This is a genomic window from Paenibacillus sp. NPDC056579, from assembly GCF_042793215.1.
Lineage (GTDB): Bacteria > Bacillota > Bacilli > Paenibacillales > NBRC-103111 > Paenibacillus_S.
This window is the reverse complement of record NZ_JBHTVD010000001.1, coordinates 898,641-922,734: the sequence shown is the minus strand read 5'-3', so window position 1 is coordinate 922,734 and position 24,094 is coordinate 898,641. Positions and strand designations below refer to the sequence as shown.

Genomic DNA, 24,094 nt, shown 5'->3' with positions numbered 1-24,094 from the left:
AACAATATTTACCTAACGGTAATTGACTCGTTTGAACTTATATGTTATCTTCAACTGACAAGGCATTCCCTCTTAAGATGAGAGCGGAATGCCTTCCTGCTTCCAGGCTTTTTTTACATTAAATGTATTCTCTGCGGTAACGCAACTACTAATCGAAAAGGGTGAATCCAATGATTCAAGTAAAAGAATTTATTGACTCCGACAGCAGCTATGCAGAAAGAAAGGCGAATGAGTTTTTGGCTACGTTAAGAGAGGACCAGTTCGTCAGCATCAGCTACGGCACATTGATCAAGAGCAAGCCGGATAAAAGCGAGTATCAACGCAGCACTATTCTGGTCGTTTACAGAACTAGCAACACGGGAGATTAGTCTTCTAATGGTTCGCCAGACACACAATCAGAATAAACCGCGAGATCCGGATCGAGCCTTTAGATTATTTATTTTCTTAATATCTTTGGTATCATCCGTTGCATTACTGATCTTGATCATCCTCTCTTTGATATAACGCCATCGCACCGCCGTCGTTATCGATCGTCCGAGGTCTTCATCGCCTGTTTCTTATCACAGAAATTAGCTTTCCCAATAGGATCAAAAAAAGCTTAGTCCGCGCCACAGGCCGCAAGACTAAGCTTATTAAAGTTGCTGACGACTCTTAAATCTCGATGTCGTTCACGATGCTGTCCACACGTCCCGACTCGCGGATGAATGCGGCTACAGCTTGATGGTGCGGGTTAGGACCGTATGCTTCCAGAGCTGCCCGATCTTCGAACCGGACGTACAATACGACCTGGTAGCCTTGATTTTTCTCCGAAAAATTAATGCCTGCTTGAAGGTCAATAACCCCCGTCAGATGGCTTCTAAGCGCCTTGAACCGGTCAACCACTTCTTGCAATTGTTCTTGCGTAGTTGTATCTGCGAATTTTACTAGTACGATATGATCGATCATGTCAAGTCCTCTTTTCTAAAAATTCAATCTCATCCAATATATCACGATACTAGAAATCTTTCCATGTAAAATCGACCGATAAGATCCCTGCAGGTTCTTCCGAAGTATCCCAGCCTTCCTCAGCAGCGGCAGCCGGATTGCGAAAACAGATCAAATTGCTGTAATAACCAAACGCTTGGCACACGCCGGGCCGAAACGAATGGATCCCGCATTTGTCGTTATCGTCATCGTAAAAGATGCACGTGCCCGGGAATCTTAACTGGTGCTGCAGCTTACTGCGCTGTTCCTCCGGCATTGCTCCGAGAGCCTTTCGAATGATCTTGAGCTCTTGTGCGGTAACCGGAACCGGACCACAGCACAAGCCTCTACAGCCGTTACATGGAAGATATTCCATAAAAAACCTCCTTACTTGTTTACAAAAAATTAAAATTGACATTTATATAGCAATATGATATAATATATTAGATTTATTGGTCTTATGATTCTATCATAGTTTATAGCACATTTCAACCATATCTTAACATAAGGACGAGCGCGAAGCGGTGTAACCTGCCCTACGCGGTCGTTTTTTTAGTTGCCTTTGTTGACCTGACCGACTTTTTTTGCTGCAAAACGGTTAAAATCCCCCTTATTCTGTCCATACTGGATAATCGTAGTTAGTAGTTCGGGAGAGGATGGCAGCCGATGCGAAATCCAGGAATTTGGTCAGATCGATTCAAAGTGTTTGTGTACCGACACCCCTTCATTTTCTTCTTAACCGTACTGCTGCTTATCGGACTTAATATATTGGTTTTTACCCGGATCCATTTTGTCTTCCATCCGTTGGCCGTTATTCTAAAGACGGTGCTGCTTCCATTTATTTTGACAGGCGTATTGTACTATTTGCTGAATCCGATCGTGGATTACTTCGAAAAACGGAAGATACGGAGAGTGTACTCCATAATCCTCCTTTATTTAGTCATCATTGGCATCATTTCGTTAATCGTCGGAACCGGCATTCCGATCATTCGTGAGCAAGTGTTAAGTCTAGTTCGTAATATTCCATTTTACAGCCAAACTATCAGAAGCCAGTTCGAACGGGTCATCGGCAGCGATTTGTTCAATCAGCTCACGCAAACGATTCATTTCAACTCCGACGAACTGATGAACACCATCACGGAGCGGATTACTGCCGTGCTGAATCGCACATGGTCAAGCTTAAGCGGATTTCTCGGGGTGCTGACGGAAACGCTGCTTGCCTTGGTGACAGTGCCGTTTATCCTGTTTTATTTGCTGATTGACGGCGATAGGCTGCCTCCCTACCTCTTGTCATTCGTACCGGTTGCGATTCGCGACCAGTCGTATCGGGTTATGCAGGAAATGAGTCACCAGATCAGCTCGTACATCCGGGGACAAATTATTGTGAGCTTCTGTATCGGCTTTTTGCTATTTATCGGGTATCAGGTCATTGGTCTGGATTACTCTCTCGTTCTTGCGGTGATCGCTGCCTGTACCAGCATCGTGCCTTATTTGGGACCAGCCATCGCCATTACTCCCGCTTTGATCGTCGCCAGCGTAACCTCACCGGTCATGCTGCTCAAGATGATCGCGATATGGACCATCGTCCAATTGGTCGAAGGCAAATTTATTTCGCCGCAAATTATGGGAAAAACACTGCACATCCATCCCGTAACCATCATCTTCGTTATTTTGACGGCGGGAAATTTGTTCGGTGTGCCAGGTATTATATTGGCGGTCCCCGGTTATGCCGTACTGAAGGTGATCATCACACATCTGTTCCTATGGTTTAAGTCACGATCCGGGCTATACGAGCCAAAGGACAACCAATAAAAAGCTTGCTCTAAGGCATCAGCCTGCGGCAAGCTCTAGCTGCGTTTAGCCATAGCCATAGGTTCGATCATGCAAAATGACTCTTGTGCTGTCCCTGGCGTTCAGCAGCGTTTCTACAATACGCTTCGCATCGGTGCCTACCCCTCCAAGCAATGCAGACCCTCTTGTATTCTGCCAAGCCTGGCCGATATAGTAGAGACCCGGAATCGGGCTTAGCCCCCCATCATGCAGCGGCTGGCCGGAACGATCCTTAGCCCCCTCGATCTCCATCCACTTGTACTCGGACACAAAGCCTGTCGCCCATAGGACATTGTCCACTTGCAATTGGGTGCTGTCGGCGAACGTAATCCAGTCGGAGTGGATTTTCACCGTTTTGGGCTTAATCCTGACTTTGCCCTGTTCGATCAGGCTCATTAGCTCCTTGCCGAAGATCGGATCCTTTTGTGCCCGCAGTCGGCGTCCCGCCCAGGAATTCCGTTGGAATCCCAGAATGCCCAGCTTCTTAAACCACCAAAATATACTTTTGCCCAATATCTCCATGGGAAGAAACTTCATTGGATGGCTGACGGATAAATATACTTCCCGCTCCGATGCCAGCTCAACCGCAATCTGAGCTCCTGAGTTACCTCCGCCAACTACCAGAACAGAGCCTTCGTTTAAACTCGACATATTCGCATAAGCAGATGTATGGATTTGCTTCACTCTCGGCGAGAAACGATCTGCAAAATCCGGTAAGCGCGGGCTCTGGAACGGTCCCGTAGCCACAATTACCTGTTGTGCAGTAATGGTTCCCTTAGTGGTTCGCGCTGCAAAGCCGGTATCGGTTCGGACAAGAGCTAAAAGCTCCGTACTAAGCTGGACTGGCAAAGCATACCGGACTGCATACCGCTGCAAATATTGAGCGACCTCATCCTTCCCTGCATACCCGTCCGGCTCTCCGTCCAATTTCATGCCTGGTAGCGAGCTGTACCACCTGGGCGTGAACAGAACCAAAGAATCGTATCGTCTGCTCCATACGTGACCAAGCTTTTCGCCTTTATCTATGATCAGAAAGTCGATATGACGTTCCTTCAAATAATAACCTGCCGCCAGCCCCGCTTGACCAGCTCCTATGACCAGAACCTCCGTATTCTGCCTCATATGTATTCCCCCATCTTTTGATGTATATATGATCATGTATTCATATTATATCCAGAACCATTTTATTGTCAATATTCGGATTTTGTTCAACCGAAAAAAAGAAGCTATGCCAAAGCAAGCTCCTCACTTCACTCTTATCCTACCTCGAAATAGTAAACCGATTCCCGTCGGGGTCGTACAGATGAAATAACGATACATTTCCTTCCATGTCGGAAACCTTAACCCCGCTTTGCAGCAAAATATTGTGATACGTCTGAAATTCCTGTGTATCGTGCATAACAACGTATGGCCGAACCGGACTATTCACGCACTCCTTGTGTGCCCCTTCCGGCAGACGCTCCAACACCCAAGTCGAAACATCGTCGGGATGATGTTCAAGGGCCAAATGCATTACAGCATAGCCTTCCTTCATATGCGTTGCGAAGACTTGCATGCCTAAATATTGGCTATACCAATCAATGCTTGCCTGCAGATCACTCACTCCGATACGGGTCCATGACGGTACAAAAAGCGGGGCATCCTCCGCGATGGTGTCATCTCCCTCCGCCGTTAGCCGTACTCCTTCAGCCGTTGCCCAGAAATCGAAGTAATAATGCCCGCCCGGGCCAGCATACAGATCGGTCACCCGAATTCCCTTCTTCTGAAAATCACTGTGTACCGCCTCCAGATCACGCGTTCTCCAGCACCAGCGCACATGTCCCTCAATCGCAGTCCGATCGGCTAAGACATGCGGTCTGATTTTGGGAATATAGGACTTAATCCATGTCCCGAAGCCCAAATGAGTTTGCCTGCGCATGATGAACCAGTCGTTCTCCCCGCTCTTGAATTGATCACGCGCTTTCCAGCCCATATATTGCTCGAACCATTGCACGGCTTCATCGTGATTATCCCATAATATTTCGATGTGCCATCCGTCGTAAGTCAGTTTAGGCACCGTCGTCCTTTCCGCTGACATTTGATTCTCTTCCTCTCAATTAACTTATTTATCCAACATTTCCATATTAAATGATTCTTCGATAAAATGTAAACGATGATTTGGGATTCGTTCCATTTACTGGATATGCATTGTGGTTAAAAAAAACCCATCCCCCCAAAGGGGATGAGCTCACAAGTTCGCTTGGTTGCGAAAATCATCGAACCGGTCGCGTTGACCGTGATCGTTTGTAGTGTTAATAGAGATAAAACTAAAACACCCTATCTCTGGCAAATAACCAGAAATAAGGTGTTCGCATTACAAAGCACTAAGGCTCAAATCCGTTCCTTTTCCCGAATATAGGCAAGTAATCGATCGCAACCTTCGTTCACCATATCGAACACTTCCTCGAAGTTTCCGGTATAGTACGGGTCCTGCACATCGCCGCCTTTGCGCTCAGGAATGAAATCCAGCAGCTTGCTTACATTCGCCTTTTGGAAATCCTCGGACAAGCTCTTCAAATTCCGGACGTTGGAATCATCCATCGCAATAATATACTGAAATCGGGTAACATCGTCCGCTTTGGTCTGCCGCGCCCGGATGCCGGTGTAATCTATGGCATTTTGCTTCAAAATACTGCGAGTGCCCTCATGAGGCGGCTCGCCCAAGTGCCAATCTCCCGTTCCGGCCGAATCGACGGATATCTTGTCTTCCAGACCCGCGCTCCGTACTTTGCTTCTGAATACCGCTTCCGCCATCGGAGAACGGCAAATGTTGCCGAGGCATACAAACAGCACGTGAATCAAAGTGAAATCTCCTTCCGATCTTATCCGTTGGCTCTGACCAATTGGTCGGTTACTTCAACCATCCAGCCGAACGGATCTTCCACTTCGCCTTTTTGGATGCCGGTCAACGTATCGTATAGCTTCTTGGACAGCTCGCCGGTCTTGCCTTCGTTAATAATCATTTGATGATCGTTCCACAACAACTGGCCTACCGGAGAGATTACGGCTGCGGTACCCGTTCCGAATGCTTCTTCCAATGTATTGTTGTTGTACGCTTCGTAAATTTCGTCGATAGACAGCTGGCGCTCTTCCACAGGAATGTTCCAGTGACGAAGCAGCTGAAGGATGGAATTGCGGGTAATCCCGTCCAAAATACTGCCGTTCAAAGCAGGAGTGACGACGGTTCCGCTAATTTTGAAGAACACGTTCATGCTTCCTACTTCTTCAATATATTTACGGTGAATGCCGTCGAGCCACAATACTTGGGAATATCCTTTGCTTGTCGCTTCCTCCTGCGCTTTCAAGCCCGCGGCATAGTTGCCAGCCGTCTTGGCCACGCCAGTTCCGCCTTTAACGGCACGAACATAATCGGACTCGACGTAGATTTTTACCGGATGAATGCCTTCCGCATAGTAAGCGCCGACCGGCGACATGATGATCATAAATTGGTATTGCAGCGATGGTGATACGCCCAGAGACGCTTGTGTTGCAATAATGAACGGACGGATGTAGAGCGACGTTCCCTCTTCATTCGGGATCCAGTCGCGGTCTGTCACGATCAGTTGGCGAAGCGCTTCTAACGCAAGCTCTTCATCCAATGCCGGAATGCTGATCCGTTCGTTGGAACGGTTCAAGCGCTTGAAGTTTTGTTCGGGACGGAACAACAGAACTTTTTCATCTGCTGTCAAATAGGCTTTCAAGCCTTCGAATACCGTTTGTCCATAATGGAACACACGTGCAGCAGGATCCAGCGTAATCGGCTGATAAGGTACGATGCGCGCGCTGTGCCAGCCTTTTCCTTCCTCATAATCGAGAATGAACATATGATCGGTAAAATATTTGCCGAATACCAGCTGATTCGATGCCGGTTTTTGCTTTGGATTCGTTGTTTTTTCAATGTGGATGGAATGGGCCGTCATTCGATACATCTCCTTATTTGGATACTAATAGTTGAATCGTACCACTCGTTTGAGTATATTAAAAATATCTGTTTTATGGGGTTCCCATACCTAAAAGGTATTGAGAAGGAGGGCAAGTATGGATATCCGTCAATTACGATACTTTCTCGCTATCGCCAGAGAAGGCCAAATTACCCGCGCCGCCAAAGCGCTCAATATGGAACAGCCGCCGCTGAGCCGCCAGCTGAAGCTGATGGAACAAGAGCTTAACGTGACGCTGTTTGACCGTAACGGCAACAAGCTGATGCTTACTCCTGCCGGTGAGCTGCTGCAGCGAAAGGCGGAGAATCTGCTGCTGCAATTCAATGAGACGCTTCAGGAAGTCAAAGAGCTGGACGACGGCGTTCAGGGGATCCTGTCCATCGGCTCCGTCGTTTCCTGTATCTCGCTGGTTCCGCCCAAAATTGAAATGTTCAGGAAAACCTATCCTCAGGTTACCTTTAAAATTTTGGAGGGAGATCATTTTTTGCTCGGCTATCATTTGGAAAAAAGACAGATCGAGCTCGTTGTCGCCCGTCTGCCGTTCGAATCGGACGAAGGAAGCGACCATTATTCGGTGCTGCCGCTGCCCTCGGATCCTTTCGTCGCAGTAGTACCTAGGAAATGGAGCGACGATCCGGATAAGACCACGATGAAAATGAGCGAGCTGGCGAGCTATCCGCTGCTCACTCTGAAGACGGACAGAACCACCGGGCTGCATGAGAAGGTCATGAACGAGTGCCGCCGCCACGGCTTCGAGCCTAATATCATATGCGAATGCTCCAGTGTTGCCATTATTATGGCTTTGGTGGAAGCAGGCATCGGCGTCACCGTATTCCCGAAATCGGTCATGACTTCCTTTCCCCTGCCTAACATCAGGGTCCTGAATATTATCGATGCGGAATTTCAATCCGACGTCGGACTGGTCTGGCTGAAGGACCGGTACTTGTCCAAAAGCGCACGGCATTTTATCGATATGTTCGCAAAATAAAGCTTCTGCCTGTGAGCAGAGCTAGTGCAGGCGCTAGCTGCGAGGCGCCCATAGCATAATGGATACGCCAACGATGCATACCGCGGCTCCGATCCAATCGTACAGATCAGGCGTTTTCCGGTCGACCAGCCATCCCCACAGGACAGCTAAAACGACAAATACACCGCCGTATGCGGCATAGACGCGTCCGAAGCTCGGAAAGCTCTGAAGTGTCGGTACAATACCGTATGCGATCAAGATCAGACTTCCCGCAATTCCATACCAAATCGATTTGGATTCCCTTAACCAAAGCCATACCAGATATCCTCCGCCGATTTCAGCCAGCCCGGCTATCAGGAATAATAAGACGGCTGAGACCATACCGGTAAAACTCCTTTTTCGACACCAACCGTTTGAAAACGGTTATTTTCTTCATCTTAGCGCAAGGAACCCGGTATAGCAAGCGGCGAATATGGGAAATCCGCAACAAAAAATCCGCCGGTCCAGCTATCGCTATCCGGCGGATGAGAAGATCGAAACCTTTGAGTACGGCTAACGTTGCTTCAGCAGCTCCTTATCGGTCCACGTACGCGATTCGTGCTTCGTCCAGTTGGTCAATGTATTACTGTAGCGATTGATAGAAAAAACATTACCACTACGGTCTCTATAGAAGGCGATATCGTCCATCGGATCGGGTGCTCCCGACAGTTTTTTCAATTGAAGGCTTGTATCCACCTCATACAATCCGTCTTTTTCAGGATCTCCATACTCCACCGTCAGTGGAAATCGGCCGGAGGAAGGATCGACTGCGCCCCCCTCTGCAACTTTCCTCGGTTTTCCGTACAAGCGGACTATTAGACTTCCCTTCGAATCCACAGGATTCCCGGTTAACTTCCGAATCCCGACGGGAGAGACATCCTGTTCGTCCCACAGCTCGTTGGCAAGTCGAATCGAACCATCGGTATCCATCAATGCCAGAAGTCCTGAGTTGAGATAGTATAAATTCCGGAACGGCTGCCTATCGCGGGCGATCCAGACGGTTCCATCGGCATTTTTCAGCACAAGCTCGGGTAAATAGGGATATTCCGTCACTGCCTTCAGTTTCCCGTCAACTATAGAGAACAATTGATACCTGCTATGAGGAGGCGGTCCGATTACGGCAATGGGGTAATACGTATATACGGCAAGCAGCTTACGTCTATCGTCAATGTCGTACAGCGTTCCTTCTATTCGCAGCGTGGTGCCTCCCAATTCGTTCTTTTCCTCGTCCCGCAGCTCGGACAAGGTCATGTTATTATAACGAAGCGTATTGCCATCCTTCTCTATAACCGCTTCCTTTCCCTCCACCCGGTTCGTGTCCCCGGATTGCTCGGCTTTCTCACGTATCGCCTGCTCCTCTCCTGTCTCCAGCCATTCCGGCGCAGCAGACAGCGATTTGCTCACCTTGAGCATCGTTTTCTCCTTATTAGTGCCCGTAGTGCTGATATATAGCGATTCTTCATCGTCATAAACGATCTGCTGCATAACGCGATCCTCTCCGCCCCACAAGCTTAAGCCCTCCTCCGGACTCCACTGTAAATCCATCATGAGCTTGAGATGAGCCAAGTCCCACGTCAGAGGCATATAGGTCACGTCCCGGAATTGCAGAAATGGATACGTTTGAGCCGTATTATCGACAGGCATCCCTCTGATTTCAATGGGATAGGAGCTTGGTACGGCATTGTATGAACGTTGGATCGCATTGTTCGCCGTCCCGGCTTGCGTGAGAGGAGGCTTCTCCAGTGCCGGGATATCCCCGTAATCGTTAGCGCAGCAGGTCCGGTATATTTTCAAGCCCTCTGTATCGCTCCATTCGCTGGACAACTCCAGTTCCCTCAGCAAATCCCAATTCAGTGGAAGATAGGTAATATCTTTATAAATGAGAAACGGATATTCCTTCTGCGTGTTATTAATGATCTGACCATTTACTTTTACTGGAAATTCCGTTATCCGTACCTGGACCGTATTTCCAGCCGCTCCTGCCTGCAGTGGCAGTACGGAGGCTGCCATTAGGCTGATCAGACTGGCCAGCATAGTTTTCTTCAGCATCTTCCCACACCTTTCCTCATTCCATAACACATTAGACGAGAGAAGGCTCCACAAGTTACGCTTCGGCGCAGCATTTTCCCATTAAATTTGTATGAATCGTATTGGAATAGGATGGTGACTCACGGCATGGCGCATTGTCGAAAAATGAAGTAAAATGAAGGTAATCTATCATCTGGACAAGGAGCGTAGGAGAAATGAGAGGCAGGCTTTTTCCGGTCTTATGCTGGGTTATCGCTCTTTTTATTATGATTGGCTTTCAAGCGGCCGCTCCCGTCGAAGCCGGCTTCTGGGACAAAGTCAAAGACGTATACAACATGCCCGATAAAGTAAATGAGCTTCAGGAAAAATACGATTCGACGATGCAGCAGCTATCCGAACAGGAGCAGAAGCTCAAGGAAGCTCAGCAATACTCTGAAATGCTTGTCAGCCAAAACTCCGAACTGCTCAAGCAGCTGGAACAAATGAAGCAGGAGCGAGAATCAAACCGCCGTACCTGGATTAGCATTGGTGCCGCTGTGGTACTGCTGATTGCGCTTTATATTTTATCCGTCCGCATTTGGCGGTTTACCGTATGGCGCAGGCAAAGAAGCCAAGGCAGCGGCTCGACCTTCGGCTCATGAACATAAGTGCACCCCCGCCATTAGAGCATGTCCGCGTATCGATGGAGGAAGCGGAATCTCTGTACATCCTGCATCCCAAGTCGATTATCGCGTACCAAGGCATGCCTCAGAACCGTCAGGATCAGCTGATGAATTTGACAGGAGTATACGGCAAAAAGAAGTGGATCCGCTCCCTGCTTCGAGGTCCCTGCCAAATGATTCTCGGTATTCCGGCCGGCTGCTCTCTGACTACCGTCGACCTCGGTGAACAGGAGGAGCTTCTGTTCGATCTGCGGCATGTGATGATGTTCTCGGAATCATTATCCATGAAAAGTGTCATCCAAAAAATGAAAACAGCCTGGATTACACGCGATTTGGTCCGTGTACGGTTCACGGGTCTTGGAGTTGTCGGACTGCTGACTGCCGGTGATCTGGCCACGCTGCACCTCGATCCGGTCAAACCGATTTTCGTCGACAAAAGCGCCTTGGTCGCTTATCCGCAGAATGCCAAGATCCGGCTATCCGTCTATGGTAATCAGCTGGCAAGCCAGCATATGAATGTACAGTGGGAAATTACCGGAACGGGGCCGATCCTGATTCAGACCGGCAGCCGCGATCACGAGCTGATGGCTCATCTGCAGGACGACAGTCTGTTCAAAAGGATACTGAGAGAGCTGCTGCCCTTCGGCAATGTCATTATTAAATGAAAACGTGCCGCTATTGCATCGTTGCAATGGCAGGCACGTTTTATTGCGTTTTACGGCGTATCAGGGTCAGGCTCTTAAGAAATCAAGAAAGATTCGTTTTAATATATGAAGCTGCTCCTCGGGCTCCATCTTAAGGTGCGGCAGGATGTGGTACCTTTGTGCCGACAGCTTCTTCGATACCGTGCCGAACGTATTGGCTATGGACCGCAAATAGGCATCGACTGAAATGTCCGAACGGATCGACCCGTCGGTCTGACCCTGGGCGAAAATGTCGGAGTAAATGCCGTTCAGCCTTCTCGAAACCTCCTCATACGCGGCTATATCCTCCATGGGCTCATGCAGCAATGAAGTGTAGCTCTCGAATGCTTCAATCAGCTTCGTATTGTCGCTATGCTCTTCTGTCACGAACGAAATGAACAAATCCAACAGCTTCTCGACCTTGACGAGACAAGGTACCGGCATTTGCGCAATTTCTTCGAAAGCAGACATTTGAGATTCAAGAATTTGCGTTGCTACGGCTACGATCAGCTTCTCCTTCTTAGGAAAATAGCGAAAGACGGTCGCCACTCCGATATTGGCTTCCTTCGCTACATCCTGCATCGTGCTCTTATCGAGCCCTTTGCGGACGAATACCCGTTTGGCCGCCTCTAATATATCCGTAAGCCGCTGATTCTTCCCTTCCAGCCGCTCCTGCTCCCATCTGTTTTTGGGACCCATACGATCCTTTCACGTCCCTTCGATCGTTGATTTGATAGCCATGCTATCAAAACTTGGTTCCAGTGTCAACATGATGGGAGGTGTTGCATTGTGGACTAAGCAATGATATGATTTATATCGTAATGATAGTCGTACTATCACATTGATATTATATAAATCATACCTAAGGAGACGATGATCATGACGAATAGGAACCAGGTTGCCGTTGTTACCGGAGCAGGAAGCGGAATTGGACGTGCGTCCAGCTTGAAGCTGGCTGCTAACGGATTTAAGGTTGTAGTGGTAGATTATAATATGGAAACCGGAGAAGAAACCGTTCAGCTGATCCGGCAAGCCGGAGGCGAGAGCATATTCGTACAAACGAATGTAGCCGTTGCTGCAGATGTGCAGAACTATGTTGCCAAATCGTTGGAAGCTTACGGGCGTATCGACGTATTTTTTAATAACGCCGGCGTACTGCAAACTTTCGCGCCGCTTACCCAAATTGAAGAAGCGGAATTCGACCGGATCATGTCGGTCAACGTCAAAGGTATTTTCTTCGGTCTGAAATATATCATTCCCGTCATGGAGCAGCAAGGCGGCGGCTCGATCATCAATACGGCATCGACGGCCGGACTCCGCAGCGAGCACAGCCTCGCGGCTTACTCGGCAAGCAAGCACGCCGTGATCGGCCTAACCAAATCCGCCGCGCTGGAGTATGTGAAGAAAGGCATTCGCGTCAATGCCATTTGCCCTGGCGGCGTCGCAACAGCATTGACCGCTGCCGTCGCCGATATGTTCGCGCAAACCGGCTATGTGCCGGAAGAGCTTCCGAACATGCGGATGGGCCGCTATGCAGAACCTGCCGAGCTGGCCGAGATGGTCGCTTTCCTCGCTTCTCCTGCATCCAGCTATATGACCGGTTCCGTTATAGCCGTTGACGGCGGATTGACTTTGTAATAAATCAAAAAGATTGGGCTTGGCTTCACGCCAAACCCAATCTTTTTTTTGTTATGATCTTACAAGACAAGGCCGTTTGGGATCGAAGGTCCATCCGGGGATTAAATATTGCATCGCTTTGGCATCATCTCTCGCGCCAAGTCCCATACTTTTATACAGCTGATGTGCCTCCTCGATCCGTTCCATATCCACCTCGATGCCGAGTCCCGGCTTGTCGGGTACCTTCACCTTCCCGCCAACAATCTTGAGAGGCTCCTTGGTTAACCGCTGGCCGTCCTGCCATATCCAGTGGGTATCGATTGCAGTAATCTTACCCGGAGCGGCGGCAGCGACATGTGTGAACATGGCAAGAGATATATCAAAATGATTATTAGAATGAGAACCCCATGTCATCCCCCATTCGGCGCACAGCTGGGAAACCCGCACCGAGCCCTGCATGGTCCAGAAATGCGGGTCCGCCAAAGGAATGTCCACTGATTGAATCTGTACGGCGTGTCCCAGCTCGCGCCAATCGCACGCAATCATATTCGTCGCCGTCTTAAGTCCGGTTGCTCGTCGAAACTCTGCCAGCACTTCACGTCCGGAGTAGCCCTTTTCCGCTCCGCACGGATCCTCGGCATAGGCAAGAACCGAATGCTTGTTGCGGCATAGCCGTATGGCTTCGTCCAGAGACCATGCGCCGTTAGGATCCAGCGTGATCCGTGCCTGCGGGAAGTGCTCAGCAAGCAGCGTAACCGCTTCGATCTCTTCTTCACCACGAAGCACGCCGCCTTTTAGCTTAAAGTCGTGAAAGCCGTACTTCTCGTGAGCAGCTTCGGCAAGACGTAATATAGATGTTGCTGTAAGCGCTTCCTCATTGCGTAATCGAAACCACTCATCTTGGAAGTCCAGCTCGCTGCGATAAGAAAGATCCGTCTTCATCCGATCTCCGATGTAGAACAAGTATCCGAGCATCTCGACGTCATCCCGCTGCTGACCTTCACCGAGCAAAGCTGCCGCCGGCACTTCTAGAAATTGCCCCAACAAGTCTAGCATGGCCGCTTCCAATGCTGTAACGGCGTGAATCGTCGTACGCAGGTCAAACGTCTGCTTCCCTCGCCCCTCGGCATCCCTATCGGCGAACGTTCGGCGAACATTGCCAAGAACTTGGTTGTACGCGCCAATCCTTTGACCCAGCACCAGAGGCTTGGCCTCCTCTAACGTTACGCGAATTTTTTCTCCGCCAGGTACCTCACCCACTCCTACACGGCCTGCATCGTCCTTCAATATGACGACATTACGGGTAAAGAACGGACTATGGGCTCCACTGAGATTAAGCAGCATACTGTCATGTCCGGCTACAGGAATTACGAGCATTTCTTTAATGCTTGGAGTTGCATGTCCTTTGGAACCATCTGCATTCACAATGTTTGCCCCCTCGTATGATCGGGATTGAACTACACTTTTCATTACATCGTATTTGTCAACATTATGCAATACGAAATTGGCGGTTTCCTGAAAGAAAAGGAATAAAATCAACCGTTCCGTTTACCCTAAGAGAGATGAATGTCTTCCCGAAGCGAAAGGATGAGTATCGATGGAAGCAGATGACAAGAAACGGCTTGAAGAGAAATTCGACAGAGATTTAACGGACGGGGAAGCTGCCGAGATCATGAACACCCCTGTGCTGCATTCGGACGATGAGAATTATTACGAGAACGACGATATGGATCTACTGGACACCATCCCTATCGGACTGCAATTCCGACAAAAAGGATGACTTCCCAGTCTATAAGGAGGTATTAATCCCGTGCCCAACGAACAAGTGGACAGAGAAACCGACGGTAATCCGCAAACGATGTATGAAGATACGGCAGTGCATGAGCGCCCAGGATTTCGGGTCGACGATGAGACTCCTCTGCGCAATTATGGCGAGCCCGGAGAGATGGAAGACGGAGTGCCTATAGAATAGAGGAAAAAAATAACCGTCCTGATCCAGGACGGTTTTCCTTACTTAACTTGCTTGCTGCATCGCTACGGTGCTCTCTTGCTTCCCGTCCTGCTGCCTGGACAGCTGGAACAGCATGAACCAGATCAACAGGAAGCCGGCGACTTGCGCCACTGTAATTTGCTGTTGGAATACAAGCCAATTCACCAGCACACCGATGGCCGGAAAGAACAGCTCCGCTAGTGTGGCATACGATGCTTTGGTCCCTGAGAGTCCCTTGTAGTACAGGAGCAAGCTCAATAATCCGGGCAAAAAGGCTTGCAGCAGCATATTTACCGAAACGGCGAACCATTCGGTCGGTTGGGCCGGCCAGTTCCAGCTCTCTCCTCCAACCCAGGCAGTTGCGAACAGCAGCGGCAAGGCTAGCGTAAAGCGCAGCGCCGTAACGGCTTCAAACGGCATTTTATCAAGCAGCAAACGCCCCATAACCGTAGATCCGCCCCACAAAGCTGCAGCACCTATCGATAACAGACCCCCGATCACCCCAAAACGGGAAAGTCCGTCAAAAGGAAACGTTATGCCGAATGTCAGCAAGTACGTGCCTGCCAGAGCCACAATAACCAGAATGAAAAACCGTGCCGGAAGCATTTCCTTCAAAATCCATCTTGCCATCAGGATGGCGAACAATGGCTGGAGCTTTTGCAGCAATAGTACGCCGTTCAAATCACCATGCGCAAAAGCTGAAGTGAACATGATCGTCGCGATAGCAGAGCCGCCCCAGGATATAAACAGCAATGCACCAATATGGCGCAGGTTCAAGCCGCGGAGCGATTTACGGTACAGCCACAATATCGGTACGGAGTAAAATAGCAAAAGCACGTGTTCGATAAGTACGATCTGAGTCGATGTAAAATACTTAAGCAGCAAAATGCGGAATAGCGGGTCTACGCCCCACAGGGCAGCTCCCAGTGCAACCAGCCATACTCCGTTGCGGATTCCCGTGCGGGACGGCTCTTGCCGTACGGACGGGTTAATCGATGATACATTTTCCATATCCAATCCAACCTCCTTATTTTGAAAAGGAAGCTTCGAAAGAAGTCAGCCCCGTTATCATTATGACAACGGGGCATACTGAAACAGGCTTGGATCTGGAACGTTTTTTCACATCAAAGTGAACGCACCAAACTACAAACTTGTTTTGACCTTCTCCCATCCGGACTATACCGTCGGCTTTGGAATTTCACCAAATCAGTCGTGCATCGCGGCTAACACGATGAACGAGTCGCGGGCTGCGGGTCATGACGTACGACCCTTTACCGCCGGTCGGGAATTGCACCCTGCCCCGAAGATCCTTTTTCAATTAGTTTGGATTTTACCATATGCTTTGCATTTTAACAAGATGCTAACTAAAAATTAGTTGCTTGTTTAACTATGTAAAATAATTTATACACAAAAAAAGCAGCCCGAAGGCTGCTTTTTTCCCGTTACTTCTTCTGATTCACCAGCTGCTGAATGGCAATGTTGGATTCTTCCTCGACAGCGCGGATAGCCGAATTGACATCCATGCTGCTTTTATAGATGTTGTCGAAAATTTTGGCCGTATTCACGTTGTAATCTACGAGTCCGTTAGCACGGGCAGCCGGCGGTTGAGCATTTTTGCTGTAATACACGGCACCGGTGTTTTTGCCTTTGAGCTGCGGCAAGCTTTGACCGTACAAATCGCGAACCGGCTTGCTCTTGAGCGGAGTCACGATCCCCTGCTTGGACAGCTCGGACTGGACTTCTTCCGACAATAAGTGCTGGACAATCTGGAAGGCTTGATCTTTATATTTCGAGTTCTTCGTTACGAAAAGCGAATATGTATTAGGCTGCATGCCGGTATTGGGCAGCTCTTTGAAGGAAGGCGGAGACGCGAGATCGAAGTTCAAATCTTTGTTGGCGTTGTACCAGCTTGTTACCTTCTCTGCAACATGGACACCGATAGCCGTCTGACCTTTAGGGAAGTCATCGATATTCGTATATGCGTTGCTTGGAATATCATAGAACCGTTTGAAATTTTCGATTAGCTGCTTCCACTTCTCGGTATTGATAGCCGCTTTGTTCTCCTTCAAATCCAAAGGATTGAGCGACAGCTGATTATAACCCATCATCACACCCGGATGCGCAGACAGACCTTTATAATCCACTCCGTCCACCGTTCGCGACATTTTCTTCGCAATATCGTACACTTCATCCCATGTCATACCGTCTTTCGGATACGGAACGCCGAATTTATCGAACAAATCTTTGTTGTAGAACATGACGATATTACTGAGAGTAAACGGCAATCCCCACAGCTGCCCCTCCGGGTTGGCGTTACGCACCTGTGCAAGCGCCGCATCATCGATTCGGTTCAGATCGAAATTATGCTTCTTGATCAGCTCAGACAAATCGAGAGCCAAGTCAAATTCTTTGATACGGGATAAAATATTGCTCTTGGACTCCAGCACGATGTCCGGAATTGTTCCTGCCGCGACCAGATCGGCGTAATCTTGGCCTTTTCCTTTATGAATATGCTGAATCGTTACATTGGGGAATTTCTTCTTGATGTATTGCCCGATCTCATTCTCGAACCCGCTTTCATCTGCATAAACAGAGTTTTGCGCCGTGAAAAAAATGAGCGTCACCGGTTCATTGCTGGCTTTGGGCGTACTTGTGTCTGCCGGGGCGGATGATGGTGCTTGGCCGCTTCCGCTGCAACCGCTTACTAACATGACCAAACCTAGAGATAGTGAGACCATCTTTGCTACGTTTTTCTTCATGCTTGTTCCCCCTCTTAAGTTAACCGCCTTTTACATGGTAAATCGGACTGGCATTACATAATTTGAATGGGTAAAAAAGCGCTTACATTTCCTATCATACTATATCCTGTTCACTGTTTAGGATGCAATTTATTCACTTACATTTGCACAATATTAACATCTTATTCATTTGATTAATGAACCTAATATTTAATGTTATTAATCATTTTCTCCAATCTTTTTTACAAAATCTATTTTTACCGGCAGTAGTTTATAACTAATCTCCCCCCTCTTACATTTCTAAGTCAGCCTGATTAACGAAAAAAAAGAGCCTCGAGGGCTCTTGATCCATCATCTTTATGCAGCTTTTATGAACGCATTAACTTCCTTCCTCTGAATGAGCAGCAGCCGCATGAAGAAGCCTACGGCCGCCAATGTCAAACCGATTGTAATTCCGACCCAATACCCGAACGGACCCAGATCTGTATATACCGCCAGCAAATAGCCAGAAGGGATACCGACGACCCAATAGGATACCAGAGCGGTTATAAAAGGGACGGTTACGTCTTTATAGCCGCGCAGCACCCCCTGTAAGGCAGCTTGGGCCGCATCGGATAGCTGGTAGAAGATGGCGAAGATGAAAAAATGCATCGTAAGCCCGACGACTTCCGGGTTGTCCGAATAGAAATAGGCGATCTGTTCCCGGAACAAGTACAAGAACACGGAGCTGACGCCCAAAATGCCGACTGCGCACGAAACGCCGAAGCTGCTGTACTGTCTTGCGTCCGCAAGACGTCCCGCTCCGATCTCATAGGCAACAAGAATGGTGAGCGTCATCGATATGCTAAGCGGCATCATAAACAAAAGGGAAGTAAAATTGATCGCGGATTGATGCGCAGCAATCGTGACGGTATCGAACATCATCCCCATCAGCAATGTCACAATAGAAAAAATGCTGGATTCAAAAAAGACGGAAAGTCCCATAGGAACCCCAATTTTCAGCTGCTCCTTCCATGCCTTCCAAGATGGTGCGGTCCAACTGCTGAACAACCGGTAAGCGCTTATGGGATGAACTCGGAATGTCATCACGATGCCAATAAGGAATATTAGCCAGTAGGTGAGCGCCGTAGCATAACCCGCCCCGATACCTCCCAGCTTCGGAAAGCCGAGATGACCGAACACGAGCAAATAATTGAGCAGCATATTGAACGGGACCGCGATGATCATGATCATCATCGTTATTTTGGTATTGCCGTGCGCATCAAAGCTGTAACAAAGAACGCTCCCTGCAAATAGCGGGACGATGCCGAAACCCAGTCCGATCAAAAAATGTTTGGCAATATGCTGTACTTCCGCATCCAGTTTCATAGCCGATAAAACGGGATTTAAACCTATACTGCCTGCCGCCAGCACGATCATGGCCAGCAAAACCGCCAAGTATAGTGCTTGTTTTATGGTTCTGCCGATTTGTTGGCTTTCTCCCCGGCCATTCAGCTGGGCGACCATCGGAGTGACGGCAAGCAAAATACCGTTAATGCCGACGGCAATGGGCATCCACAGGCTCGCGCCTATCGCAACGCCAGCCAAATCGTTGGTCCCTGCTCTCCCTGACATCATCGTGTCAATGACGGTCAACAAATTGTAACTGATTTGCGTGATCATGATTGGACCTAGTATGGTAAAAAATAGTGATGCTTTCTGTTTTAACGATTGTGCATGATACATAAATCATTCCTCCACTGCTTTTAAACAAACAAAAAGAAGGGCAACCGGTATCGCCCCTCTTCAGATTTCCATTTTGAAATTGACAATCAATGGAACTTCGAATTCGACCGCTTACTTGTATTTACGCCAATCCATGCCGCTTTGTTCAAGCAAATAACCGAAATCGCCTTCCAGACGTTTTTGTTCGGCCTTGCGGGCTGCTTCCGCTTCTTTGCGGGCATTCTCCCGCTTCTGGGCTTCCTCCGCTTTCATCTGGTTCGCCTGAGACTTCAATTGCTCCACGATGGACGGGTTCAACAGATCTTTTAACGTAGCCGGTTTATCTGAAGCAGCGGAGCTCGGGACCGCAGCCTGTTTTCTCTTTTTGACCAATGTAATCACCCCGTAACACGAATTCCTCTATTCCATACCTTACACGTATGGTACTCTCCTATTCCGCTTCTGTCAAATTGTTTTGGTTAACGGGCATGCAAAAAAACCGGTGGCGAGACGCATCAAGGATGCTTCCTTACGTCCGGTTTATTCATAGTACTCCCTATGCAAAGGTTTGGGCGGCGTCCAAGCTGCCCGAGGCCAGATTGCCTCTATGGAATACCGCAACTCTTCTCGGCAGTCTTGCCACGGCTTCCGCCGAGCAGCTGGCGTCTACCAGCACGCCGCTCGCTTCAACACCCGGTGCCGGCCACACCTGTACGCCCTTCTCGTCCAATGGTATTACACCTCCGGTGGCCAGTGCCAAAGCACGGGACAAACTATACTCGCTGGACCAGCCGTAAAGCTGTGCAGCCAGATTGGATTTTTGCAAAATATCGCCGGTGCCGAACGGAGACCAATGGTCTATTATGCTGTCATTGCCGAGCATGACCTCGACCTTGTTAGTCATAAGCAGCGGGATTGGCATCATTCCTTTGCCGGCGGGAACGGATGAGGCTATGGATATGCCCAATGACGCAAGTCTTCCTGCAAGCTCCTTGTCTTCTCCCGGAGCGGCGGATGCTAGAGAGAATGCATGGCTGACGGTGACGCGTCCTTGAAGTCCGGCTTCCTCCGTCAGATCGGCTAGGCGGCGAATCGTATTTAATCCGGTTTCGCCTCCGTCGTGGAGATGAATATCAATACCGGCTTCGTATTCTACGGCAAGCTCGATGATCATCTGCAGCGATTTTTCCATATCCCCGTCCACTGTAGCAGGGTCGATCCCTCCGACATGGGTCACTCCCATCTTCATAGCCTCTTTCATAGAAGCAATGACGGAAGAGGCCACTTCGGGACGCACGAGCCCATGCTGCGGGAAAGCGACGATTTCATGCGAAATTTTATCCTTATAATGATCCAGGGCGCGAAGCAGACTCTCCAAATTGTTCACGCCAATGACCGGATCGATATTGCAATGGCTTCTAACGTAGGTAGAGCCGTAGCCTAAAATCATCTCGATAAGCTTCTCCGCTCTCTCCTGCGCCGTTGGCAAGAGCAGCGGCAGCAGCTCCTGCTCCTCGCGGATTCGGTCCCATTTTCCGTTAGGGGCAGGCCGAACAGCTCTCCACGGACCGCCGTAGAATGTTTTATCAAGGTGAATATGCATTTCTCTGAACGATGGAAGCAGCAGCAGTCCTTTGGCATCGTAGCGCGGCAGCTCGGGAGGCAGAAGGGCTCCCTTGCTCAACACTTCCGATATCATTCCATCATCGATGCGCAGATTGAAAATGGCCGTTTTCGTTCCTGTCACCTGATCGTCTTCATATACATATCCGGTTTCCAGGAGTACGTTGGTCAACAGGTATGAAGAGTACTGTGTGGTTTTCATCTTAGACATGTCATCATCCTTTTCCTTACCCGCCATACTTGCTGCAGCAGGCATCATTCGCTTACGAACCCGATCTTACTATGGCTTCAACTTCAATTTCTACCAAAAGATCCGGTAGTTCGATATTTCTATAAGATTATCGTCGGGGTCTCTGATGTACACAGACACGATATCTCCTATAGCTCCGGTTCGTTTTACCGGTCCTTCTTCTATAGGGACGCTCATCGCTTCCAGCTGCATCACCACTTCTTCAAGCGGGGTCTGCGTAATAAAACAAACATCGGCGGATCCCGGCGTAGGAAGCTTGGCTTTTGGCTCGAATTCTTTGCCTGCTTCATGCAGATTGATCTTTTGCTCCCCGAATACCAGCGCCTTGCGGCTGCCGCCGAACTCCACCGGCTCCATACCCAACACCTCGGTATAGAAGCGGATCGCCGCCCCTATGTCCCGGACTGTCAACACAATATGGTCTATGCGCTCCAGTTTCAACTCTATCCCTCCTATGTATCTAGTCGTGTCACCATATCATATCGTGTGGTAGAGGGTGGGAGCCGCCGCAGCCATCGCCGATAATCTCATTCAGCAACCCCGTTTCTCCCAAGCGACAACAAAGCGCATATATCAATCGCGATACCACCGCGGCTTCACCATCTCAAAGTAGTCATGGTCATCCAGTACGCCATATAAGCGGTTGAGCATTTGCTCCGTCTCGTCCGGCTTCACCTTCAAAATCCAGACTACGGACGAAATCACCGTCATAGCGGTATACAAGGAATACAGCTTCCAGAACATATCATCAGGTTGTTTTCCCTCAAAGTATCCATGAATTTGTCCAATAGAAAAAGGTACGCTGACTTCCTTGCTGAACATCCCGATTTTCAAAAATTCGTGCACCGGATCTCCCCAGTCGTAACGATTGAAGTCAATAACGCCTGCAAGCCGGCCCTCTTTCACAATAAGATTGCTAAGATGAAAATCATCGTGCTGAAACGAATTAGGCCGGTTTTTCATGAGCTCCAGGTGCTCGTCAATAAAAGAAATCATTTTATGATCATCTCTGATCCTTACGCCGCACGCTTTATATTGTTCGCTATAGCGCCGGTATTTGGATACTTTGCTTTCATACCAATCCGGTGCGTGCCGAGGAGCCTGCAGCTGATGCATCTTCCACAGCTCCTTGCCCGCCTCGAGCCCGATTTGATATTGCACGCTATCCGAATAATGGGGCAGCTCCTCCGATGCATCAACACCTTCTACATATGAGAGCAACATGTAACCGATCTCAGCTTCCGGCAGCTGTCCGAATTCCAAAGGCTTGGAGCACCTCACTCCATATTCCTCCATCATGGCCAATACGTCGTATTCTCGCCGCTTGCTTTCGGAGCTCTTGGCAGCAAAAACCCGCAGCAGAAAATGCTGTTCACTAAGACTCACTCTATACTTGCGATCGCTGGAGTATCCCTTGTCTATTAATGTTAATTGACAATTCTTCCCTTGGAGCAAGTGAATTTGTTCTTTCAACCGTTCACCTTCGATTTCCATTGGCAGCATGTCCGGCCTCCTAAAGATAGTTTTTTAAGAAAAAAACTGTTGCTTACGGATTCGCCAATCAATCGAGTGGGTTGCGCCCACCAACGCTTCAGCTTGCATCGGAATTATCCAATGTGAATTCAAGTAAAGGAAGCCGCAAATTAGAATCGGCGCTGGACGGTTCCCACCCTATTCGCTTAGCGCCTAGTTTCCTGTAAAAAGCTTCCGCATTCGGATCACTTACGATTCGAAATCGCGATATTCCAGCCTTTTTAACCGTTTCCAGCAGATGCTCCCAGAGAAGCTTACCTAGTCCAAGTCCGATCCATTCGGGATTAACGAACAGCCATTTTAATTCCGCCTCGCACCCGATCGATCGAAAATAATAGAAACCGCGAATTACGCCGCGGTCCTCAATAACATATACTGCGTCCTCTTTGACCTGCTGCTCCGTCACAACCAGATGCTCCTTAGCAGCTAGCATATAGATGGCATCATAATGCCAATACGATTTGGACTTGAAAGCTATATCGCTTAAGAGCCCGGCTTCTGCAGGATCCGCACGTCGAATTTCGATACCCCATCGCTCCTTTCCCCCAAAAAAAACGATTACCGATCCCTTACAATCTGTTGAATCGATACAAAACGGAATCCAGGACGGGACGATATCCGATCACGGAATAAATGTGATTGGAGGTCGGATTCGCCAAATCGGTATACAGGCTGCAAAACCGGTAGCCTTCATCCAGCAGACGCTGACTTAATGAAGCCACGCACGAAGATGCATAGCCTTTCCCTCTCCACTCCGGCGGAGTGTAAACAAAGCTAAGGACGATTCCGTTACGGGTAGGTCTTGTTTTTCTTGTCATGCTCACCGGAATCCCGTTCTCGTCCTGCCACATATATAACGAACCGTCCCTCAAGCACTCGAGAGCTTTGTTAGCCGCTTCTTGACGTGACATGTTCTCGTTAACCGATTCCGCAAAGTCGTACATCCAGCTTGCCGCCGTCTCATGGTCTTGCATGCCGGCCTGTCTTAACCTCCCAGGGGCATAGGGAATCTCATTCACTCGATCCAACAGGTATATTCTCTGATTCATCCGGACATACGGCTCCAGCTGCATCTGTGCTGCCCACTCCAGCGCCAATGAGCGTGCGGCGTCAACCGGCCCGACAACGCCCGGAACCTCCAATCCACGCTGCCGGATGTCGGCTATTGCCATTTTGACGGCTGCTTCGGTATCCGCATCGTCTCCGTAACAGTACAATATTAAATTTTTGCTGTTTAAAAGAATGGCCAAAATCGGGGTTCCGCTGCCGCATTCCACGGTATACAAAAGGTTTCCGGCTGTCGATTCGCCTCTTTGCTCCTTTTGCACCAAAATATTCGATAACCCAAGCAATAAATTGTTCGCTGCTTCGTTTTGTTCCAGGAATGCTCCGGCAGCAGCAAGAAAATCGGCCGCGCGGGTGTATACAGTCGACTTCATAGCAAAACTCCCCCTCTACCATCCTGATCCGTATCCCTGGTAGAATTC

Annotated in this window: 27 protein-coding genes and 1 riboswitch; of the genes, 8 read left to right on the top strand and 19 right to left on the bottom strand. The window is 48.9% G+C overall.

Features of this window, described 5'->3' with window-relative positions:
* The first annotated feature begins 170 nt into the window (after positions 1 to 170).
* Positions 171 to 368, top strand: a complete 198-nt coding sequence (locus ACFQ88_RS04220) for a sporulation protein Cse60 (RefSeq protein ID WP_239635174.1) — start codon at positions 171 to 173, stop codon at positions 366 to 368.
* 283 nt (positions 369 to 651) lie between these two features.
* Here ACFQ88_RS04220 and ACFQ88_RS04215 read toward each other — a convergent pair whose 3' ends face one another.
* A complete protein-coding gene (locus tag ACFQ88_RS04215; RefSeq protein ID WP_379452240.1) occupies positions 652 to 945 on the bottom strand; it encodes a Dabb family protein in 294 nt (97 codons plus the stop codon).
* A gap of 49 nt (positions 946 to 994) precedes the next feature.
* Positions 995 to 1,339 (bottom strand): YkgJ family cysteine cluster protein, encoded by a 345-nt coding sequence (locus ACFQ88_RS04210; protein ID WP_379452238.1) that lies wholly within the window; start codon positions 1,337 to 1,339, stop codon positions 995 to 997.
* A 290-nt stretch (positions 1,340 to 1,629) separates the two neighbouring features.
* Between ACFQ88_RS04210 and ACFQ88_RS04205 the strand changes: the two genes are divergently transcribed.
* Positions 1,630 to 2,775 carry an AI-2E family transporter gene (locus ACFQ88_RS04205; RefSeq protein WP_239635171.1) on the top strand — a complete coding sequence of 382 codons (1,146 nt, stop codon included), beginning with the start codon at positions 1,630 to 1,632 and terminating at the stop codon, positions 2,773 to 2,775.
* A 45-nt stretch (positions 2,776 to 2,820) separates the two neighbouring features.
* Here ACFQ88_RS04205 and ACFQ88_RS04200 read toward each other — a convergent pair whose 3' ends face one another.
* The 4 genes from ACFQ88_RS04200 to ACFQ88_RS04185 form a co-directional block, all read right to left on the bottom strand.
* Positions 2,821 to 3,915, bottom strand: a complete 1,095-nt coding sequence (locus ACFQ88_RS04200) for a flavin-containing monooxygenase (protein ID WP_379452236.1) — start codon at positions 3,913 to 3,915, stop codon at positions 2,821 to 2,823.
* Positions 3,916 to 4,054: 139 nt separating this feature from the next.
* Positions 4,055 to 4,870: a VOC family protein gene (locus ACFQ88_RS04195; protein WP_379452234.1), complete on the bottom strand. Its 816-nt coding sequence runs from the start codon at positions 4,868 to 4,870 to the stop codon at positions 4,055 to 4,057.
* A gap of 293 nt (positions 4,871 to 5,163) precedes the next feature.
* Entirely contained in the window at positions 5,164 to 5,634 is a 471-nt protein-coding gene (locus ACFQ88_RS04190) for a low molecular weight protein-tyrosine-phosphatase (protein WP_379452232.1), read from the bottom strand.
* A 20-nt stretch (positions 5,635 to 5,654) separates the two neighbouring features.
* Positions 5,655 to 6,752 carry a branched-chain amino acid aminotransferase gene (locus ACFQ88_RS04185; protein WP_379452230.1) on the bottom strand — a complete coding sequence of 366 codons (1,098 nt, stop codon included), beginning with the start codon at positions 6,750 to 6,752 and terminating at the stop codon, positions 5,655 to 5,657.
* Positions 6,753 to 6,870: 118 nt separating this feature from the next.
* Here ACFQ88_RS04185 and ACFQ88_RS04180 point away from each other — a divergent pair, with 118 nt between their 5' ends.
* Positions 6,871 to 7,761, top strand: coding sequence for a LysR family transcriptional regulator (locus ACFQ88_RS04180; protein ID WP_239635166.1), 891 nt, complete (start codon positions 6,871 to 6,873; stop codon positions 7,759 to 7,761).
* Between the two features lie 33 nt (positions 7,762 to 7,794).
* Here the strand turns inward: ACFQ88_RS04180 and ACFQ88_RS04175 are convergent, their stop codons facing one another.
* Positions 7,795 to 8,121, bottom strand: a complete 327-nt coding sequence (locus tag ACFQ88_RS04175) for a YnfA family protein (RefSeq protein ID WP_239635165.1) — start codon at positions 8,119 to 8,121, stop codon at positions 7,795 to 7,797.
* A 171-nt stretch (positions 8,122 to 8,292) separates the two neighbouring features.
* Positions 8,293 to 9,828, bottom strand: a complete 1,536-nt coding sequence (locus ACFQ88_RS04170) for a hypothetical protein (protein WP_379452227.1) — start codon at positions 9,826 to 9,828, stop codon at positions 8,293 to 8,295.
* Positions 9,829 to 10,022: 194 nt separating this feature from the next.
* Between ACFQ88_RS04170 and ACFQ88_RS04165 the strand changes: the two genes are divergently transcribed.
* Complete coding sequence (locus ACFQ88_RS04165; protein WP_379452225.1) at positions 10,023 to 10,448, top strand: hypothetical protein; 426 nt, start codon at positions 10,023 to 10,025, stop codon at positions 10,446 to 10,448.
* Positions 10,400 to 11,134, top strand: a complete 735-nt coding sequence (locus ACFQ88_RS04160) for an AIM24 family protein (protein ID WP_379452223.1) — start codon at positions 10,400 to 10,402, stop codon at positions 11,132 to 11,134. Before ACFQ88_RS04165 ends, ACFQ88_RS04160 begins: the two co-directional genes overlap by 49 nt.
* Before the next feature lie 66 nt (positions 11,135 to 11,200).
* Here ACFQ88_RS04160 and ACFQ88_RS04155 read toward each other — a convergent pair whose 3' ends face one another.
* Positions 11,201 to 11,851 carry a TetR/AcrR family transcriptional regulator gene (locus ACFQ88_RS04155; RefSeq protein ID WP_379452221.1) on the bottom strand — a complete coding sequence of 217 codons (651 nt, stop codon included), beginning with the start codon at positions 11,849 to 11,851 and terminating at the stop codon, positions 11,201 to 11,203.
* A 180-nt stretch (positions 11,852 to 12,031) separates the two neighbouring features.
* On the opposite strand from ACFQ88_RS04155, the gene ACFQ88_RS04150 reads away from it, so the two are divergent.
* Positions 12,032 to 12,790, top strand: coding sequence for an SDR family NAD(P)-dependent oxidoreductase (locus ACFQ88_RS04150; RefSeq protein ID WP_379452219.1), 759 nt, complete (start codon positions 12,032 to 12,034; stop codon positions 12,788 to 12,790).
* Positions 12,791 to 12,841: 51 nt separating this feature from the next.
* On the opposite strand, the gene gudD is transcribed toward ACFQ88_RS04150, so the two are convergent.
* Positions 12,842 to 14,194: a glucarate dehydratase gene (gene gudD / locus ACFQ88_RS04145; protein ID WP_379452216.1), complete on the bottom strand. Its 1,353-nt coding sequence runs from the start codon at positions 14,192 to 14,194 to the stop codon at positions 12,842 to 12,844.
* Between the two features lie 172 nt (positions 14,195 to 14,366).
* Between gudD and ACFQ88_RS04140 the strand changes: the two genes are divergently transcribed.
* Complete coding sequence (locus ACFQ88_RS04140; RefSeq protein ID WP_239635159.1) at positions 14,367 to 14,549, top strand: hypothetical protein; 183 nt, start codon at positions 14,367 to 14,369, stop codon at positions 14,547 to 14,549.
* Positions 14,550 to 14,579: 30 nt separating this feature from the next.
* The gene (locus ACFQ88_RS04135; protein WP_379452214.1) at positions 14,580 to 14,741 is read left to right on the top strand and encodes a hypothetical protein; all 162 of its coding nucleotides are present in this window, start codon (positions 14,580 to 14,582) and stop codon (positions 14,739 to 14,741) included.
* Positions 14,742 to 14,783: 42 nt separating this feature from the next.
* On the opposite strand, the gene ACFQ88_RS04130 is transcribed toward ACFQ88_RS04135, so the two are convergent.
* The 9 genes from ACFQ88_RS04130 to ACFQ88_RS04090 all read right to left on the bottom strand — a co-directional run bounded on the left by ACFQ88_RS04130 (position 14,784) and on the right by ACFQ88_RS04090 (position 24,046).
* Complete coding sequence (locus ACFQ88_RS04130) at positions 14,784 to 15,770, bottom strand: DMT family transporter (protein WP_379452212.1); 987 nt, start codon at positions 15,768 to 15,770, stop codon at positions 14,784 to 14,786.
* 144 nt (positions 15,771 to 15,914) lie between these two features.
* Positions 15,915 to 16,071, bottom strand: a riboswitch (FMN riboswitch).
* Positions 16,072 to 16,201: 130 nt separating this feature from the next.
* On the bottom strand, positions 16,202 to 17,518 hold the full coding sequence (locus ACFQ88_RS04125) for an ABC transporter substrate-binding protein (RefSeq protein ID WP_239635155.1): 1,317 nt from the start codon (positions 17,516 to 17,518) through the stop codon (positions 16,202 to 16,204).
* Positions 17,519 to 17,854: 336 nt separating this feature from the next.
* Positions 17,855 to 19,222: an MATE family efflux transporter gene (locus ACFQ88_RS04120; protein WP_379452209.1), complete on the bottom strand. Its 1,368-nt coding sequence runs from the start codon at positions 19,220 to 19,222 to the stop codon at positions 17,855 to 17,857.
* 111 nt (positions 19,223 to 19,333) lie between these two features.
* Positions 19,334 to 19,594, bottom strand: coding sequence for a YqkE family protein (locus ACFQ88_RS04115; RefSeq protein ID WP_379452207.1), 261 nt, complete (start codon positions 19,592 to 19,594; stop codon positions 19,334 to 19,336).
* Positions 19,595 to 19,757: 163 nt separating this feature from the next.
* On the bottom strand, positions 19,758 to 21,026 hold the full coding sequence (locus tag ACFQ88_RS04110) for an amidohydrolase (RefSeq protein ID WP_379453568.1): 1,269 nt from the start codon (positions 21,024 to 21,026) through the stop codon (positions 19,758 to 19,760).
* A gap of 99 nt (positions 21,027 to 21,125) precedes the next feature.
* A complete protein-coding gene (locus tag ACFQ88_RS04105) occupies positions 21,126 to 21,515 on the bottom strand; it encodes a VOC family protein (protein WP_379452205.1) in 390 nt (129 codons plus the stop codon).
* A gap of 132 nt (positions 21,516 to 21,647) precedes the next feature.
* A complete protein-coding gene (locus ACFQ88_RS04100) occupies positions 21,648 to 22,577 on the bottom strand; it encodes an aminoglycoside phosphotransferase family protein (protein ID WP_379452203.1) in 930 nt (309 codons plus the stop codon).
* Between the two features lie 88 nt (positions 22,578 to 22,665).
* Positions 22,666 to 23,040 (bottom strand): GNAT family N-acetyltransferase, encoded by a 375-nt coding sequence (locus tag ACFQ88_RS04095; RefSeq protein WP_379452201.1) that lies wholly within the window; start codon positions 23,038 to 23,040, stop codon positions 22,666 to 22,668.
* A 136-nt stretch (positions 23,041 to 23,176) separates the two neighbouring features.
* Positions 23,177 to 24,046, bottom strand: coding sequence for a GNAT family N-acetyltransferase (locus tag ACFQ88_RS04090; protein WP_379452199.1), 870 nt, complete (start codon positions 24,044 to 24,046; stop codon positions 23,177 to 23,179).
* Positions 24,047 to 24,094 lie beyond the last annotated feature (48 nt).

Bases quoted from the DNA above. Each gene is read 5' to 3' on its own strand.
- ACFQ88_RS04125 (WP_239635155.1), bottom strand. From the start codon at position 17,518: ATGAAGAAAAACGTAGCAAAGATGGTCTCACTATCTCTAGGTTTGGTC.
- ACFQ88_RS04195 (WP_379452234.1), bottom strand. From the start codon at position 4,870: ATGTCAGCGGAAAGGACGACGGTGCCTAAACTGACTTACGACGGATGG.
- ACFQ88_RS04100 (WP_379452203.1), bottom strand. From the start codon at position 22,577: ATGCTGCCAATGGAAATCGAAGGTGAACGGTTGAAAGAACAAATTCAC.
- ACFQ88_RS04160 (WP_379452223.1), top strand. From the start codon at position 10,400: ATGGCGCAGGCAAAGAAGCCAAGGCAGCGGCTCGACCTTCGGCTCATG.
- ACFQ88_RS04120 (WP_379452209.1), bottom strand. From the start codon at position 19,222: ATGTATCATGCACAATCGTTAAAACAGAAAGCATCACTATTTTTTACC.
- ACFQ88_RS04150 (WP_379452219.1), top strand. From the start codon at position 12,032: ATGACGAATAGGAACCAGGTTGCCGTTGTTACCGGAGCAGGAAGCGGA.
- ACFQ88_RS04130 (WP_379452212.1), bottom strand. From the start codon at position 15,770: ATGGAAAATGTATCATCGATTAACCCGTCCGTACGGCAAGAGCCGTCC.
- ACFQ88_RS04210 (WP_379452238.1), bottom strand. From the start codon at position 1,339: ATGGAATATCTTCCATGTAACGGCTGTAGAGGCTTGTGCTGTGGTCCG.
- ACFQ88_RS04170 (WP_379452227.1), bottom strand. From the start codon at position 9,828: ATGCTGAAGAAAACTATGCTGGCCAGTCTGATCAGCCTAATGGCAGCC.
- ACFQ88_RS04095 (WP_379452201.1), bottom strand. From the start codon at position 23,040: ATGCTAGCTGCTAAGGAGCATCTGGTTGTGACGGAGCAGCAGGTCAAA.
- ACFQ88_RS04185 (WP_379452230.1), bottom strand. From the start codon at position 6,752: ATGACGGCCCATTCCATCCACATTGAAAAAACAACGAATCCAAAGCAA.
- ACFQ88_RS04205 (WP_239635171.1), top strand. From the start codon at position 1,630: ATGCGAAATCCAGGAATTTGGTCAGATCGATTCAAAGTGTTTGTGTAC.
- ACFQ88_RS04090 (WP_379452199.1), bottom strand. From the start codon at position 24,046: ATGAAGTCGACTGTATACACCCGCGCGGCCGATTTTCTTGCTGCTGCC.
- ACFQ88_RS04220 (WP_239635174.1), top strand. From the start codon at position 171: ATGATTCAAGTAAAAGAATTTATTGACTCCGACAGCAGCTATGCAGAA.
- ACFQ88_RS04175 (WP_239635165.1), bottom strand. From the start codon at position 8,121: ATGGTCTCAGCCGTCTTATTATTCCTGATAGCCGGGCTGGCTGAAATC.
- ACFQ88_RS04110 (WP_379453568.1), bottom strand. From the start codon at position 21,026: ATGAAAACCACACAGTACTCTTCATACCTGTTGACCAACGTACTCCTG.
- ACFQ88_RS04140 (WP_239635159.1), top strand. From the start codon at position 14,367: ATGGAAGCAGATGACAAGAAACGGCTTGAAGAGAAATTCGACAGAGAT.
- ACFQ88_RS04180 (WP_239635166.1), top strand. From the start codon at position 6,871: ATGGATATCCGTCAATTACGATACTTTCTCGCTATCGCCAGAGAAGGC.
- ACFQ88_RS04155 (WP_379452221.1), bottom strand. From the start codon at position 11,851: ATGGGTCCCAAAAACAGATGGGAGCAGGAGCGGCTGGAAGGGAAGAAT.
- ACFQ88_RS04215 (WP_379452240.1), bottom strand. From the start codon at position 945: ATGATCGATCATATCGTACTAGTAAAATTCGCAGATACAACTACGCAA.
- ACFQ88_RS04165 (WP_379452225.1), top strand. From the start codon at position 10,023: ATGAGAGGCAGGCTTTTTCCGGTCTTATGCTGGGTTATCGCTCTTTTT.
- ACFQ88_RS04200 (WP_379452236.1), bottom strand. From the start codon at position 3,915: ATGAGGCAGAATACGGAGGTTCTGGTCATAGGAGCTGGTCAAGCGGGG.